Genomic DNA, 15,339 nt, shown 5'->3' on the forward strand with positions numbered 1-15,339 from the left:
AACTGGTTTGTCGCCGCGCACCCCGCACGGCCATCGGCCGCCCTGCACTCTTTAATGAACCCGCCATGTCCGACACCGCTACGCCTGCTGTGATCCGCCGCGCCGATTACGCGCCGCCCGCATTCATGATCGATACCGTCGCGCTGGAGTTCGATCTCGTCCCCGGGCGCACGGTCGTCCGTAACACGATGCGCGTGCGTCGCAATCCCGGCGCCGTGCGCGCGTCGCATTTCGAACTGATGGGCGAACAGCTGGAATTCATCAGCGCGGCGATCGACGGCAAGCCGCACGCCGCCGCGCATCCGCACGCGCGCGGCCTGACGCTCGACCACGTGCCCGACGATTTCGAGCTGACGCTCGTGAGCGCCTGCAACCCGGCGGAGAACACCACGCTCTCGGGCCTCTACGTCTCGGGCGGCAACTTCTTCACCCAGTGCGAAGCCGAAGGCTTTCGCCGCATCACGTACTTCCTCGACCGGCCCGATGTGATGGCGACCTACACGGTCACGCTGCGTGCCGACAAGGCCGCATATCCGGTGCTGCTGTCAAACGGCAATCTGGTCGACGAAGGCGACCTGCCTGACGGTCGCCACTTCGCGCGCTGGGAAGACCCGTTTCGCAAGCCGAGCTATCTGTTCGCGCTGGTGGCGGGCAAGCTCGTCGCGCTCGAGGAGCGCGTGAAGAGCGGCTCGGGCAAGGAAAAGCTGCTGCAGGTGTGGGTCGAACCGCACGACCTCGACAAGACGCAACACGCGATGGATTCGCTGAAGCACTCGATCCGCTGGGACGAGCAGCGCTTCGGGCTCGAACTGGATCTCGACCGCTTCATGATCGTCGCCGTGAGCGACTTCAACATGGGCGCGATGGAGAACAAGGGGCTCAACATCTTCAACACGAAGTACGTGCTCGCGAACCCCGAAACCGCGACGGATACCGACTTCGCGAACATCGAGGCCGTGGTGGGCCACGAGTACTTCCACAACTGGACCGGCAATCGCGTGACGTGCCGCGACTGGTTCCAGCTGAGCCTGAAGGAAGGGCTGACCGTGTTCCGCGACCAGGAATTTTCCGCCGACATGGCCGGCGGCCAGAGCAACAGTAGCGATGAAGCCGCGCGCGCCACGAAGCGCATCGAGGACGTGCGCGTGCTGCGCCAGATGCAGTTCGCCGAGGACGCCGGCCCGATGGCGCATCCGGTGCGCCCGGAAAGCTACGTCGAAATCAACAATTTCTACACGATGACGGTCTACGAAAAAGGCTCGGAAGTCGTGCGGATGTATCAGACGCTGTTCGGCCGCGACGGTTTTCGCAAGGGCATGGATCTCTACTTCAGGCGCCACGACGGCCAGGCCGTGACGTGCGACGATTTCCGTCACGCGCTCGCCGACGCCAACGGTCGCGACCTCGCGCAGTTCGAGCGCTGGTACAGCCAGGCCGGCACGCCGCGCGTGTCCGTCAAGACCACGTACGACGCTGCGCAGCACCGTTACAGCGTGACGCTGACGCAAGGCTACGGCGACAGTTCGCCGGCCGCGCGCGATACGCAAAAGGGTCCGCTGCTGATTCCGTTCGCCATCGGCCTGATCGGCAAGGACGGCGCCGATCTGCCGCTGCGCCTCGAAGGTGAAACGGCCGCGGGCGCGGGCACGACGCGCGTGCTCGAATTCACGGCAACGGAGCAGACCTTCACGTTCGTCGATGTTGCCGACAAGCCGCTGCCTTCGCTGCTGCGCAATTTCTCGGCGCCGGTGATCGTCGAATACGACTACTCGAACGAGGAGCTGACCTTCCTGCTTGCCCACGACAGCGATCCGTTCAACCGCTGGGAAGCCGGCCAGCGGCTTGCCACGCGCGAACTGCTCGCACTCGCGGCACACGCCGCGACGGGCGCGCCGCTGCAGCTCGACGACGCCGTGGTCGCAGCGTTCGCGCGCGTGCTGCGCGACGAAACGCTGTCGCCGGCGTTTCGCGAACTCGCGCTGATGTTGCCTTCGGAAGCGTACCTGGCCGAGCAGATGGCCGAGTCGAATCCGGCCGCCGTGCACCGGGCGCGGCGGTTCGTGCGCAACCGTCTGGCGAACGCGCTGCGCGCCGACTGGCTCGCGATCTACGCCCGGCATCAGACGCCGGGCGCATACGAAGCGACTCCCGAGGCTTCGGGCCATCGCGCGCTGAAGAACCTCGCGCTGTCGTATCTCGCCGAACTGGACGATCCCGCCGAAGCCGTGCGTCTTGCCCACGCGCAGTACGACGCGGCGAACAACATGACGGACCGGTCGGCTGCGCTGTCGGCGCTGCTGAATGCGTCGGCGGCTGCGGGCGGCACGCTGGCGGACGCCGCGCTCGACGACTTCTATCGACGCTTCGAAAACGAACCGCTCGTCATCGACAAGTGGTTCGCACTGCAGGCGACGCAACGCGGCAGCGCGCAGCGGCCGGTGATCGATATCGTCCGCAAGCTGATGGCGCATCCGGCGTTCACGCTGAAGAACCCGAACCGGGCACGCTCGCTGATCTTCAGTTTCTGCGCGGCCAATCCGTCGCAGTTCCACGCGGAGGACGGTTCGGGCTACCGCTTCTGGGCCGAACAGGTGATCGCGCTCGACGCGATGAATCCGCAGGTTGCGGCGCGTCTCGCGCGCTCGCTGGAGTTGTGGCGCCGGTTCACGCCGACGCTGCGCGACGGCATGCGCGCGGCACTGGAATCCGTCGCGGCGCAGGTGAAATCGCGCGATGTGCGCGAGATCGTGGAGAAGGCGCTGGGCTGATTTTTTCGGCGGTTCTGTTTGAAGAAGGAGCCGGTGCGGTACGCCGGCTCTTTTTTTCATGCGAGAAACGGGCCGCCTCAATGCGCCGCGAATCGAACCCTCGTGATGCGAAAAGCGCACGCGCCGTCTCAAAAGGCGGGGCGGGCGGATGCAAGCAGGTAAAATCAGTGCATTCCTATGCCTTTCCGGAGTAAGCAATGGCTTTGCAACGTCGTACCACTCTTACGAAGTACCTGATCGAGCAGCAACGCGAGACCAATAACCTGCCTGCCGATCTGCGTCTGTTGATCGAAGTCGTTGCGCGGGCATGCAAGTCGATCAGTTACCACGTCAGCAAGGGCGCGCTGGGCGAAGCGCTCGGCACAGCCGGCAGCGAAAACGTGCAGGGCGAGGTGCAGAAAAACCTCGACATCCTGTCGAACGAAATCCTGCTCGACGCGAACGAATGGGGCGGCAACCTGGCCGCGATGGCGTCGGAAGAAATGGAAACGTTCTTCCCGATCCCCAGCAACTATCCGAAGGGCGAATACCTGCTGGTGTTCGACCCGCTCGACGGTTCGTCGAACATCGACGTGAATGTGTCGATCGGCACGATCTTCTCGGTGCTGCGCTGCCCCGATGGCCAGCAACCGACCGAGCAGTCGTTTCTGCAACCCGGCTCGCAGCAGGTCGCCGCGGGCTATGCCGTCTACGGTCCGCAAACGGTGCTCGTGCTGACGACCGGCAATGGCGTGAACTGCTTCACGCTCGATCGCGAACTCGGCTCGTGGGTGCTTACGCAAAGCGATATGCGCATTCCGGTCGAAACGCGCGAATACGCGATCAACGCATCGAACGCACGCCACTGGCATCCGCCGGTCCAGCAATACATTGGTGAACTGAATGCGGGTTCCGAAGGTCCGCGTCAGCAGGACTTCAACATGCGCTGGATTGCATCGATGGTCGCGGACGTGCACCGTATCCTGAACCGCGGCGGCGTCTTCATGTACCCCGCCGACAAGCGTACCCCGGACAAGCCAGGCAAGCTGCGCCTGATGTACGAAGCGAACCCGATGGCGTTCATCGTCGAACAGGCGGGCGGCGCCGCGACGAACGGCGAGAAACGCATTCTCGACGTGATGCCGAAGAGCCTGCACGAACGCGTCGCGGTGTTCCTCGGCTCGAAAAATGAAGTCGATCGCGTGACCCGCTACCATCTCGAAGCAAAAAGCTGAAAAAGTTGAACCGGGGGCTTGTCAAACTATTGAAGAAGTCCCTATAATCTCGTTTCCCTGATGCCGGAATAGCTCAGACGGTAGAGCAGCGCATTCGTAATGCGAAGGTCGGGGGTTCGATTCCTCTTTCCGGCACCAACAAGATTCAGGCAAAAAGCCCAGTCATCGCGACTGGGCTTTTTGCTTTGCAGGCTTTGTGGAGCGCGGATAAAGGCGACGTCGGCGAACCGTACGCCGTCGGTCGCGGTCTCGCTACCCCCATCGTAGCGAACGACATTGCCGCGGCGGGTCCAACACGATTCCCTGATATTCCGACGCGGTCGTTGCGCACAAAACCATTCCAGATGCACGGCGCGGCGCGATCGCTACGAAAAAACTGCATCGGCTGGTTGTTTCGCCTCCTGGCCATGCTTAAGAATCCTGATTGAACGCATACCGCGTTCACAACGATGCGCCCGATTTCATGTGCGCCTCCCGGTAGAACAACGAACCTGCTCCGGACGGCGAAACCGCGTCGCTACCCGGCAAATGCATTCACGCCTTCCTCACACCGGACGCATATTTCCATGTCCGGTAAATATTAGCGATATTTTCGAAAGTCGATTTCCGAACGAATGATCGTTTAAAAACCGAATGCGTCCTCATTCACGTTGACGACAACGAAACCTGTTTCTGTTCGTCAACGGAGCGCCTTAATCATCCGTTAATAAAAGATCAGGCAAGATCACATTTCATACGAATCCGGAATCGCGCATCTTTTCGCTGCGATGCACAATAACAACGACACCGCTTTCGTGCGTCCGCATGTATGGCGACGCACGGACCAGGGCGGAGAGGAGCGGGAGACTGGCTGTAAGGAAGAGCTGGCAGCAAGGGATTAGCAGACAACCGATAAATTTTATTCACTCGACTTCAATTCCGGAAGGGCTGTGCCGTTAAAGCAACAATGAAACAGCGAAACCGGAGTTGCCGCTTCGCAGCACTGGTGCAAAACGGAGACCGGAGCAGATAATCGGTTTGTAAAGGAGAAAGATCATGGATACCAGACCGCCAAGAATTCCGACCCCAGACAAGGTGTTGAGTCCGGATCCGGAACCGGCAGGCGTTGAGTTCCTCGGGGCCGAACTTCCAGAACACGTTCGCGCATTCTTCGACGAACAACGCAAGTCGTGCGACCAGAAGTAAGCGTGGTCAGACACGGCAATACGGGTGACGCGCCGGGTGACGCCCGATTCGCGCGGGGATGGCTATCGTGCGCAGGCGCCGTTGCGCGCTGCGTACCGCGTGCACTCGCGCGAACGACTGCCGCCTGATTGTTGCCTGCGCGCCGGGTGGCGGCACCTGGCGTGCACGGTTGCGCGCGTCGATTTGACCGCGCCAGTGCGGTGATGGTCTACTCTACTGCTGTTTCCGTTCTGGCCTGCCGGCCGCTATTCACTCATGACACTTCTGACACGCACTGGCGCGCTCTGCGCGACGCTGGTCGCGGCCACGCTCGCCGTCGCACCGCTTCCCGCCTCCGCCGATGGCGACGACACAGCGCTCACCAATCTCATCGCGCTTGCCTCGCAACGTCTTGCGCTGGCGGAGCCGGTCGCGCGCTACAAGTGGGCAACGCATCAGCCGATCACCGACACGCCGCGCGAAAACACGCTACTCGCTGATGTCGCGAAGCGCGCGGTAGTCGCGAATGTCGATCCGGCGTTCGCGCAAGCGTTCTTCCGGGATCAGATCGATGCCAGCAAGGATGTGCAGAATGCACTGTTCGATGCGTGGCGCAACGGCCAGCCGCCGGCTGGCGCCGCACCGGACCTCGCCACCAGCACGCGCCCGCAACTGGATCGACTGACGCAGTCGATGCTGGCTGGCCTCGCGCGCGTGCAGCCGCTGCGCGGTGCAGCGGACTGTCCGTCGCGGGTCGCACGGGGCATTGCAAACTGGAAGTCGTTGACGCGCTACGACGCCGCGCATTCGAGCGCGCTGACGCATGCACTCTCGCACGTGTGTGAGTCGGGCGGCGTCGGCGCGACGGGTTAGACGGTAGCGGCGTCGCTCGAAGCGAGCGGCGCTGGCGCGCCCAGCAGCGACACTGCGAGGCCGCGCTCGAGATGCGTCTGGAGAATGCGGTACGTCGACAGTTCGAACGCGCCGGCAATACCTGGCACGACCAGCGAAGCTGCCTCTTTCTGTGTCGCCGCACCGCCGAGATAGCGCCAGCGATCGATCACATGAAACGCCGTGGCCTGCGATTGCGCATCGCGCTCCTCGAAGACGACTGGACCGCTGAACGGCCAGGGGGCGTCGACGGGATCGTGCCGGCCCACTCGTGGCGCCCGGTTATGCCGCGGGCGCAATGTCGCAATCCACTGCGCTTCGGCGAGCAACGCGCCAAGCTCGCCGCCCGTCGCGCGCCATTCGACGCGCCGAACCAGCTGCGCGAGACGGATGTCCTTCGCTGAACGCCGCTCGGCCGTGAGATGCGCCCGTACCCGCTGACGGACACGCACACTGCGCCCGACGTAGAGTGGCAGGTCGTCCTCTCCATAGAACGCATAGACGCCGCAGCCGGCCGGCGCGGTGTCAAGCAGGTCCTCGGTGATGTCGCCGGCAAGCTGGAAATAGCGCGTGGTGCGCTCGATCTGCGTGCGCAGCGCGTCCACCGGCACGAGGCTGTGCAGACGCTGCCAGAATTGCCAGAGCAGATCGGCGTCCGCCAGCGCACGATGCCTGTCGGACGGCACGAGCGCATGCCGCTGAACCAGCGCATCGAGACCATGGCGCTTTTCGGCCGGAAACAGCGCGCGCGACAGCCGCACCGTGCACAGCACATCCGGATTGAACGTCAGCCCCACGCGCGCGAATTCGCCGCGCAGGAAACCGCGGTCGAAACTGGCGTTATGCGCGACGAAGAGCCTGCCCTTCAGGCGCTCGAACAGCGCGGGCGCAATTGACTCGAACGTCGGCGCGCCACGCACGATCGCGTCAGTGATGCCGGTGAGTTGCTGGATGAAGGGCGGGATGGGTTGTTGCGGATCGACCAGCGTGCTCCAGCGCGAAACGCCTTGCGGCCCCACTTCGACTACGCCGACTTCGGTAATTCGATGCTCGCCGACAGATCCGCCAGTGGTTTCGAGGTCGACAAAGACAATAGGTACATCGATGGCGGGAACCGCCAGATACTGTTCAGACATGAGAATGCGTTCTAGGCGTGGACTTTGCGCAAGTATGCACCAGTTGGCAGATCAGCAGGATTGCGGCGGGAAATTTCTGTCTGGTTGCCCGGCGAATAAAAAACCCGCGCGCTCATGACCTTTAAAAAATCGCCACCGGCATTCAGAATTTATAAACCAGCCCTGCGAAATCCGCTTTTTAATTTCGATTAAAATCCCACAATTTCCGCCAATAAAAAAAGCCCTCGGCGTGGCGAGGGCTTTTGAGGTCACGGCAACCTCTGCGCGTGGCGCGCAGAGGCTTATAGCGGCTGGATGTTCGCAGCCTGCTTGCCCTTCGGCCCGGCCTTCACCTCAAAGGACACGCGCTGATTTTCTTTCAGCGACTTGAATCCTTCCGAGCGGATTTCCGAGAAATGAGCGAACAGATCTTCGCCACCCGAATCAGCCGTGATGAATCCAAAGCCCTTAGCATCGTTAAACCATTTGACGATACCGGTTTCCATATTCCAGTTCCCTCGAAATTTAAAGTAAAACGGGTGATGCCCTTTATGCCAACTCCATGGGCCTGCCAACTACACATCCAGCTCTGGAATTCAGCCTTGCCGTTATACGGGGAACGATGAGAAGCCGTCAAGAGAAATCCTGGCAACTGGATTTGAAGGCCTGAATGAAGCAGTCACCTAATTCAAAACGCATTTTAAAACTATCGGTCATTATTACTTTTTTTAAAAGTCTCAGAACGGAAATTCGGGCAAAATTTCCACTATGTAACAAATAGTGTTTTTGGTAAGTGTTTATCCGGGTTGTTCATGTAATACATTCACATCACGATCGAAGTTATGTATCACGCAAAAGGGAGATCGCCATGTTTTTCAAGCAACCCGGATGGCTGGCCAACTGGCTTTTTCATTCTCAACCGTCATCCGTACAGCCGGAAGGAACCACGGAAGCGGCGGATTCTTCTGCGTTCGCATTCGACCCGGTGTGGCACGGCGATCACTGGCAGAACCTGCTGTCTTCCCCTATGGACGCGCGCCGCTACGTAATGGAAGATTGGAGCGTGCATGGCAGCTTCGGGTTCGACGAAGCGAATCCGGTGGCAACCGGAGCTGGCTAGGAAGGAACGTGCAGAACGGCTGAAAAAAAAGAGCGCGGCTGGAAGGCCGCGCCGACAAAGGTTTGGAGATCTTTTTCGTCAACGAAAAAGTCTGCTTCGAAAAGCAGAAAGTTCAGTATAGCGCTGCCTTGAAATGCGATTAGCGGCAATAACAACAATCGTCTATTTCAAAAACTGCAACAGTTACAGTTTGAGACAAACGTTGTAGTTTTTGGGCCACTTTTGCTGTCGCAATTGCACAACGCCCTAAGGTTGACATCAATCTCCCGTATCGGGAAGAAGCCCCCAAAGCCTTTACCAGCAAGGCTTTAGCCGAGGCTAAATATCATTTCCAATCCAGTAATACTTTATTGCGGATTTCGGAATGGGCGCATCGCAACTCACGTACATACACTTTGGCTGTCCCGGAAACGAACGTGCTTGTCGTATGGCGCGTTTTCACGTGCATTCCGCCTCTCGCAGCGTTGCGTGATCGTTTCCTTGAAGCCTGGGTTTCCAAAGCCCATCCTGTTCTCGGAGTTACAAAGATGAAAAAGACACTCATGGTCGCGGCCCTGTCGGGCGTTTTCGCTACTGCCGCTCATGCACAAAGCAGCGTCACGCTGTACGGCTTGATCGACGCAGGCATCACCTACACGAACAACCAGGGCGGTCATAGCAACTGGCAGGAAACGAGCGGCGCGGTGAACGGCAGCCGTTGGGGCCTGCGCGGTGCGGAAGATCTGGGCGGCGGTCTGAAGGCCATCTTCACGTTGGAAAATGGCTTCGGCATCAACGACGGCACGCTGAAGCAAGGTGGTCGTGAATTCGGCCGCCAGGCTTTCGTCGGTCTGTCGAGCAACCAGTTCGGTACCGTGACGCTGGGCCGTCAATACGACAGCATGGTTGACTACGTCGGCCCGCTGTCGCTGACCGGCACGCAATACGGCGGCACGCAGTTTGCCCACCCGTTCGACAACGACAACCTGAACAACTCGTTCCGCGTGAACAACTCGGTCAAGTACCAGAGCGCGGCTTACGGCGGCTTCAAGTTCGGCGCGTTGTATGGCTTCTCGAACCAGGCAGACGGCTTCGCGAACAACCGCGCATACAGCGCGGGTGCATCGTATAACTACGGCGGCCTGAACATCGGCGCGGCCTACCTGCAACTGAACAGCAACGGCGCAACGGGCGCAGCTGCAGCGTTCAACTCGGGTGGCGCAGTGTCGAGCGACAACACGTTCTACGCGGCACGTCAGCAAACGTGGGGTGCAGGCGCAAGCTACTCGTTCGGCCCGGCAACGGCTGGCCTCGTGTACTCGCAAACGAACCTGAACGGTCTCGCCGGTATCGGCGCAGGTCAATCGGGCGTGGCGGGCGGCATCGCCATGAACGGCGACAGCGCACGCTTCCAGAACTTCGAAGCAAACGCACGTTACGCTCTGACGCCGGCTATCAGCATCGCCGGTTCGTACACGTACACGCGTGGCAACCTGGAAGGCACGAGCCCGCACTGGAACCAGTTCAACCTGCAAACCGCTTATGCGCTGTCGAAGCGTACGGACGTGTACCTGCAAGGCGAATACCAGGAAGTCAACGAAGGCGCTGGTGTCAATGCAGACATCAACGGCCTGAACGCTTCGGGCAACAACAAGCAAGTCGCTGTGACGGCTGGTCTGCGTCACCGCTTCTAAGCTGTCAGGTAGTATCCGCAGTATTGAAAGGCGCCGCTTGCGGCGCCTTTTTTACTGGCCGCGGGCATTCTCCGGTATCGACATCGACGTCGTAACGGCTTACCCGCCTGCGTCCGGCCGTGGATAACGGACGTCGAGCACGTCGATGGGTTCCGGCCCCGCAGGCGTGTGCAGCGTGACCTGGTCGCCGGTTCGCGCCTTCAGCAGCGCGCGCGCAATCGGCGAAACCCAGCTCACATGTCCGATGTCCAGATTGACCTCATCCACGCCCACGATCGTCACCGTGTGCATTTCGCCGTCTTCGGTCCCGTAGTCGACGCTCGCCCCGAAAAACACCTGATCGACGCTCTCCTGCCGGCTGCTGTCGACGACTTCCGCCAGATCGAGGCGTTTCGTCAGAAAGCGGATACGCCGGTCGATTTCGCGCAGGCGCCGCTTGCCGTAGATGTAATCGCCGTTTTCGGAGCGGTCGCCGTTCGACGCCGCCCACGACACCAGCCTCACGACCTCCGGACGCTCCTCGTCGATCAGATGCAACAGTTCGTCACGCAGACGCCGGTAACCCGCAGGCGTGATGTAGTTCTTCGCACCCGCGGGAATCTCGGGCTGGGCGACATCGGCGTCGTCGTCCAGATCGTCGGTCGACTCTTTGACAAAGGCTTTGTTCATGGTGCTTCGAAAGGGCCAGGCCCCGTCCATCAAGGATACATAACAAGGATAATGGGACAAATTGGCGTTTGTGGCTTCCCTTTTTTCGCGGCTTTGCTATAATCCCGTTTCTGCGTGCGGCTGTAGCTCAGTTGGATAGAGTACTTGGCTACGAACCAAGGGGTCGTGGGTTCGAATCCTGCCAGCCGCACCACTTATTCGAGGGCCTTCCTCCGGGAAGGCCCTTTTGTTTCACCGGCCTTTCGTCGGTTTTTTGTACGAAGCGCCGGCGTTCAGGCACTACCTGTTTCGCGTGCGGCTGTAGCTCAGTTGGATAGAGTACTTGGCTACGAACCAAGGGGTCGTGGGTTCGAATCCTGCCAGCCGCACCACCTATAAAGGGCTTTCCAGATGGAAGGCCCTTTGTCTTTTATGTTGCCTCAATCAACGCGGCGCCGACTGGATATCGCCGATGCGGCCGTTCGGCGTCGGCATGTCTTCGGCGGAGGGCGGCGTCAACGCCTCGCTGATTACTTCCGCACACACGCCCGCCAGTGCCTGCGACTGGCGCAGCATGTCGTCAGCGACCGTATCGCCGAAACGGCTCGCGACGAATGCCCGCAGCAGTGCGGTTCGCGTCGATTCCCCGCGCCCTTCCACCGTATGCAATCCACCCTCGAAATCAGCGACACAATGCGCGTCGGTGCCGTGCCCGCCCGCCGCGAGCTCCAGCTGCCTTGCGCGGTCGAGCACGAGCGCAGCCGCTTCCCATGAGGCCGACGGCGTAAACCGTCCATCCCAGGGGCGGCCGCGGTCGGTGCCGCGGATCGCAACCGTGCGGCCGCTGTCGGTGAAGTGGATTTCGCGGACAAAATCGTGGAGGCTTCGCGCCACCCAGTAATCGAGCGCGACATCGGTCAGATCAGCAACGTTCATCGGATTTCCCTTTCGAACAGCCGCAGGTGCGCGCGTTCGATTCAGACGCGCCTGAAACCGTCAGTAATCGGCGCGTTCGCGGTCGATGCGCATGCCGCCGTCGTGGCGATGATGGCCTTCCTCGCTCGGACGCTCGCGCGCGATGCGCATCACATCCGGGTTCGTACGCACGCGGCGCATGACATTGGCGAGGTGCACGCGGTCGCTCACCTGAATCACGAAGCGCAGGACGGTGGATTCCTGCGACAGGTCTTCGTCCATTGCGATATGAACGATATTCGCGTCGGCTGACGTGATGTCGGCGGCGACTCGGGCGAACACGCCCTTCGTGTTCTTCACCAGCACCTTGATCGCGACGTCGAAGAGACGCCCGGGCTGCGGCGCCCACGCGACGTCGATCCAGCGGCCCGGATCGCGGCGGTGAATGCGCTGTGCGACGCGGCAATCGGTGGTGTGAATCGCCATGCCGAGGCCAATGCCGATGTAGCCCATGATGTCGTCGCCCGGAATCGGACGGCAGCAGGCCGAGAGCTGCACCGACATGCCTTCGGTGCCCGTAATCACGACCGGCGGCGGCGCATGCGAGCCGGCGGACTCCTGGCGCGGACTGTCGTCGTCGGCGTCGCGGCCGCTCATCAGCACCTCGATGCGCTTTGCCATCACGGCTGCGACGCGCCGGCCAAGGCCGATGTCCGCGAAAATTTCCTGGCGGTTCTTGTTGCCGGTCCACTGCACCAGCTTTTCCCAGACTTCCGGCGTCACGTCCGACAGTGCAAAGCCGTAGCCCTTCAGCGCCTGATCGACCAGACGTTCGCCGAGCTGCACCGACTCGTTCAGCCGCATCGTCTTCAGGTAGTGGCGGATCGCCGAACGCGCCTTGCCCGTGCGCACAAAGCCAAGCCACGCCGGATTCGGCTTCGAATACGGCGCGGTAATGACTTCGACGATATCGCCGCTCTTCAGCTCCGTGCGCAGCGGCAGCAGTTCGTTGTTGATCTTCACCGCGACGCACTGGTTGCCCAGGTCACTGTGGATCGAATACGCGAAATCGAGTGCCGTGGCGCCGCGCGGCAACGCCATGATTTTCGACTTCGGCGTGAACACATAGACCGCATCCGGGAACAGGTCGATCTTCACGTGTTCGAGGAATTCGCTCGAATCGCCCGCTTCGCTCTGGATATCCAGCAGCGATTTCATCCACTGATGCGCGCGCTTCTGCACGTCGTTGAGATCGGCGCTGCCGTTCTTGTACAGCCAGTGGGCGGCGACGCCCGCTTCCGCGATCTCGTGCATCTTGCGCGTGCGCACCTGGAACTCGATCGGCGCGCCAAACGGGCCAACGAGTGTGGTGTGCAGCGACTGATAGCCGTTGACCTTCGGAATCGCGATGTAATCCTTGAACTTGCCCGGCACCGGTTTATAGAGCGCATGCAGCGCGCCGATGCAGGTGTAGCACTCCAGCGCGCTTTCGACGACCACGCGGAACCCGTACACGTCGAGCACCTGCGAGAACGACAGTTGTTTGTCGCGCATCTTCTTGTAGATGCTGAAGATGGTCTTTTCGCGGCCGGTGACTTCGGCATCGAGCTTCGCGTCGGCGATCGCGCGCTGCACCGATTCCATGATCTTGCCGACCACTTCGCGACGGTTGCCGCGCGCCGCCTTGACGGCCTTTTCGAGCGTGGCGTACCGATGCGGGTTGAAGTTCGCGAAGCTCAGGTCCTGCAACTCGCGATACGTATTGTTCAGACCCAGCCGGTGCGCGATCGGGGCGTAAATATCGAGCGTTTCACGCGCCACGCGACGGCGCTTCTCATGCGGTACCGCGCCCAGCGTGCGCATGTTGTGCAGGCGGTCCGCAAGCTTGACGAGAATCACGCGCACGTCGCGCGCCATCGCGAGCAGCATCTTGCGGAAGTTTTCCGCCTGCGCTTCCTCGCGATTGCGAAACTCCATCTTGTCGAGCTTCGACAGCCCGTCGACCAGTTCCGCGACCTTCGCGCCGAAGCGCTCGGCAAGTTCCGCCTTGGTCACGCCCTGATCTTCCATCACGTCATGCAGCAGCGCCGCCATGATCGACTGGGCGTCGAGCTTCCAGCCGGCGCAGATTTCCGCGACGGCGACAGGATGCGTGATGTAGGGTTCACCGCTTTGACGATACTGGCCGAGATGGGCCTCATCGCTGAAATGGAAGGCCGCCTTGACGTCCTTGATCTCTTCCGGCGTGATGTATTCGGCAAGTGCCGACGTCAGCTTCGAGATCGAAACGACGTCATGCCGGCGCGGCTGCTCCGGCGTGGCGGTCGGCCCGAACAGATGACGAAACGACTGTTCGAGGACCGCGTCGATGTAGCGGCGTGCAGTCGAAGGCGAATCGCCTTCGGGGACGTTGTCGTGCGAATCGTGCTCCGCTTCCGAAGTGGCAGGCGATGGGGTCGTGCTCATGTTCGCCTCCGTGCCGGAATACGTGCTGGCGACAAGCCGGTCTGCACGCGTTGTTCAATAACTCAGCAGTCGAATGCGGACGAAGCGCGCCTTAAACCGGCACTTTCTTCAGCATTTCGACGCCGACCTGACCAGCCGCGATTTCGCGCAGTGCGACGACGGTAGGCTTGTCGCGGCTTTCGATCTTCGGCGTGTGGCCTTGTGCGAGCTGACGCGCGCGATAGGTTGCGGCAAGCGCCAGTTCGAAACGGTTCGGAATCTGTTTCAGACAGTCTTCGACGGTAATGCGGGCCATGTTGGAAATTCCTTCTCAGTATGTTGCTTATTCTACCTTATGTGCCGGAAACCCCGCCGTTAGCCGCCGTGCGGCAGATGGATGCCGAGTTGCACAAAAAGCTGCGTGTGGCGTGCGTACTGCGAAGCGAAGCGTGAACGCGTCGCCGCGACGAGGCATTGCAGCTCGGCGAGCGCGCGATCGAAGTTCTCGTTGATCACCACGTATTCGGCTTCGGCGGCGTGCGCCATCTCGCTACCCGCGGCAAGCAGACGGCGCGTAATCACGTTCGGCTCGTCCTGGCCACGCTTCTTCAGACGCTCTTCGAGCGCATCGAGCGAAGGCGGCAGAATGAAAATCTCGACGGCATTGTGGAACTGCTTTTTCACCTGCTGCGCGCCTTGCCAGTCGATTTCGAGCAGCACGTCGTGGCCGCTTTTCATCTGTTCCTCGATCCACACGCGCGAGGTCGCATAGTAGTTGCCGTGCACTTCCGCGCTTTCGAGAAACTCACCCTGCGTGTGACGCAACAGAAAATCGTCGACCGTCGTGAAGTGATAGTGCTGACCGCCCTGTTCCTTCGGACGCGGCGAGCGCGTCGTGTACGAAATCGACAGACGGATCTGCGGATCTTTCGCGAGCAGCGCGTTCACGAGCGTCGACTTGCCCGCGCCGGACGGCGCCACGACCATGAACAGGTTGCCCGGATAAGCGCCGGCGTACGGGTTGTGCTGCGCGCTGCCTTCGCGTGTCTGGCCAGTCATGGGCGTGTCACTCCAGGTTTTGTACTTGTTCGCGCATCTGCTCGATGAGGAGCTTCAGCGTCATCGACGAATCGGCCAGTTCCTTCGCGGCCGCCTTCGATCCCAATGTGTTCGCCTCGCGATTCAGTTCCTGCATCATGAAGTCGAGGCGCTTGCCGACCTTGCCGCCCTTCTCGATCACATGACGCGTTTCGTTCAGATGCGCGGTGAGGCGCGTGAGCTCTTCCGCGATGTCGATGCGGATGCCGTAAATCGTCACTTCCTGGCGGATACGTTCGGCGATTTCCTCGCGCGGGACGATCGTGGCCGCGCCGTCCGGCGCGGCCA

General features: G+C 61.1%; 14 protein-coding genes and 3 tRNA genes. 9 read left to right on the plus strand and 8 right to left on the minus strand.

The annotated features are described in order from the left end of the window. Window positions 1-65 precede the first annotated feature (65 nt). The 5 genes from pepN (at window position 66) to LPA34_RS19670 (ending at window position 6,019) form a co-directional block, all read left to right on the plus strand. Entirely contained in the window at window positions 66-2,768 is a 2,703-nt protein-coding gene (gene pepN / locus LPA34_RS19650) for an aminopeptidase N (RefSeq protein WP_228981303.1), read from the plus strand. Between the two features lie 197 nt (window positions 2,769-2,965). Next, window positions 2,966-3,982: a class 1 fructose-bisphosphatase gene (locus LPA34_RS19655; RefSeq protein WP_228981304.1), complete on the plus strand. Its 1,017-nt coding sequence runs from the start codon at window positions 2,966-2,968 to the stop codon at window positions 3,980-3,982. Between the two features lie 62 nt (window positions 3,983-4,044). Continuing rightward, a tRNA-Thr gene (locus LPA34_RS19660) sits at window positions 4,045-4,120 on the plus strand. Window positions 4,121-5,017: 897 nt separating this feature from the next. After that, window positions 5,018-5,167: a hypothetical protein gene (locus LPA34_RS19665; protein ID WP_228981305.1), complete on the plus strand. Its 150-nt coding sequence runs from the start codon at window positions 5,018-5,020 to the stop codon at window positions 5,165-5,167. 255 nt (window positions 5,168-5,422) lie between these two features. After that, on the plus strand, window positions 5,423-6,019 hold the full coding sequence (locus LPA34_RS19670; protein WP_228981306.1) for a chorismate mutase: 597 nt from the start codon (window positions 5,423-5,425) through the stop codon (window positions 6,017-6,019). On the opposite strand, the gene LPA34_RS19675 is transcribed toward LPA34_RS19670, so the two are convergent. Next, window positions 6,016-7,173 (minus strand): exonuclease domain-containing protein, encoded by a 1,158-nt coding sequence (locus LPA34_RS19675; RefSeq protein ID WP_228981308.1) that lies wholly within the window; start codon window positions 7,171-7,173, stop codon window positions 6,016-6,018. The genes LPA34_RS19670 and LPA34_RS19675 overlap by 4 nt on opposite strands. 281 nt (window positions 7,174-7,454) lie before the next feature. Continuing rightward, window positions 7,455-7,658 (minus strand): cold-shock protein, encoded by a 204-nt coding sequence (locus tag LPA34_RS19680; protein ID WP_090528809.1) that lies wholly within the window; start codon window positions 7,656-7,658, stop codon window positions 7,455-7,457. 362 nt (window positions 7,659-8,020) lie between these two features. Here LPA34_RS19680 and LPA34_RS19685 point away from each other — a divergent pair, with 362 nt between their 5' ends. Together LPA34_RS19685 and LPA34_RS19690 are read left to right on the plus strand one after the other, a co-directional pair. Continuing rightward, entirely contained in the window at window positions 8,021-8,272 is a 252-nt protein-coding gene (locus LPA34_RS19685; RefSeq protein WP_228981311.1) for a hypothetical protein, read from the plus strand. Window positions 8,273-8,799: 527 nt separating this feature from the next. Then, window positions 8,800-9,945 (plus strand): porin, encoded by a 1,146-nt coding sequence (locus LPA34_RS19690; RefSeq protein WP_228981313.1) that lies wholly within the window; start codon window positions 8,800-8,802, stop codon window positions 9,943-9,945. 99 nt (window positions 9,946-10,044) lie between these two features. Here LPA34_RS19690 and greB read toward each other — a convergent pair whose 3' ends face one another. Then, window positions 10,045-10,614 carry a transcription elongation factor GreB gene (gene greB / locus LPA34_RS19695; RefSeq protein WP_228981315.1) on the minus strand — a complete coding sequence of 190 codons (570 nt, stop codon included), beginning with the start codon at window positions 10,612-10,614 and terminating at the stop codon, window positions 10,045-10,047. Window positions 10,615-10,730: 116 nt separating this feature from the next. On the opposite strand from greB, the gene LPA34_RS19700 reads away from it, so the two are divergent. Both LPA34_RS19700 and LPA34_RS19705 read left to right on the plus strand, forming a co-directional pair. Next, window positions 10,731-10,807, plus strand: a tRNA-Arg gene (locus tag LPA34_RS19700). Window positions 10,808-10,908: 101 nt separating this feature from the next. Further along, a tRNA-Arg gene (locus LPA34_RS19705) sits at window positions 10,909-10,985 on the plus strand. 52 nt (window positions 10,986-11,037) lie between these two features. Here the strand turns inward: LPA34_RS19705 and LPA34_RS19710 are convergent. The 5 genes from LPA34_RS19710 to LPA34_RS19730 all read right to left on the minus strand — a co-directional run. After that, window positions 11,038-11,529 (minus strand): phage protein NinX family protein, encoded by a 492-nt coding sequence (locus tag LPA34_RS19710; protein WP_228981316.1) that lies wholly within the window; start codon window positions 11,527-11,529, stop codon window positions 11,038-11,040. A gap of 60 nt (window positions 11,530-11,589) precedes the next feature. Beyond that, on the minus strand, window positions 11,590-13,974 hold the full coding sequence (locus LPA34_RS19715; protein WP_228981317.1) for a RelA/SpoT family protein: 2,385 nt from the start codon (window positions 13,972-13,974) through the stop codon (window positions 11,590-11,592). Between the two features lie 91 nt (window positions 13,975-14,065). Next, on the minus strand, window positions 14,066-14,269 hold the full coding sequence (gene rpoZ / locus LPA34_RS19720; protein ID WP_006025620.1) for a DNA-directed RNA polymerase subunit omega: 204 nt from the start codon (window positions 14,267-14,269) through the stop codon (window positions 14,066-14,068). A gap of 59 nt (window positions 14,270-14,328) precedes the next feature. Continuing rightward, window positions 14,329-15,012 (minus strand): guanylate kinase, encoded by a 684-nt coding sequence (gene gmk / locus LPA34_RS19725; RefSeq protein WP_228981318.1) that lies wholly within the window; start codon window positions 15,010-15,012, stop codon window positions 14,329-14,331. A 7-nt stretch (window positions 15,013-15,019) separates the two neighbouring features. Then, window positions 15,020-15,339: endoribonuclease YicC domain-containing protein (locus LPA34_RS19730; RefSeq protein ID WP_228981319.1), on the minus strand; the 320-nt coding region annotated here is incomplete at its 5' end.

It is taken from the genome of Paraburkholderia gardini (genome assembly GCF_907164575.1).
GTDB classification, from domain to species: domain Bacteria; phylum Pseudomonadota; class Gammaproteobacteria; order Burkholderiales; family Burkholderiaceae; genus Paraburkholderia; species Paraburkholderia gardini.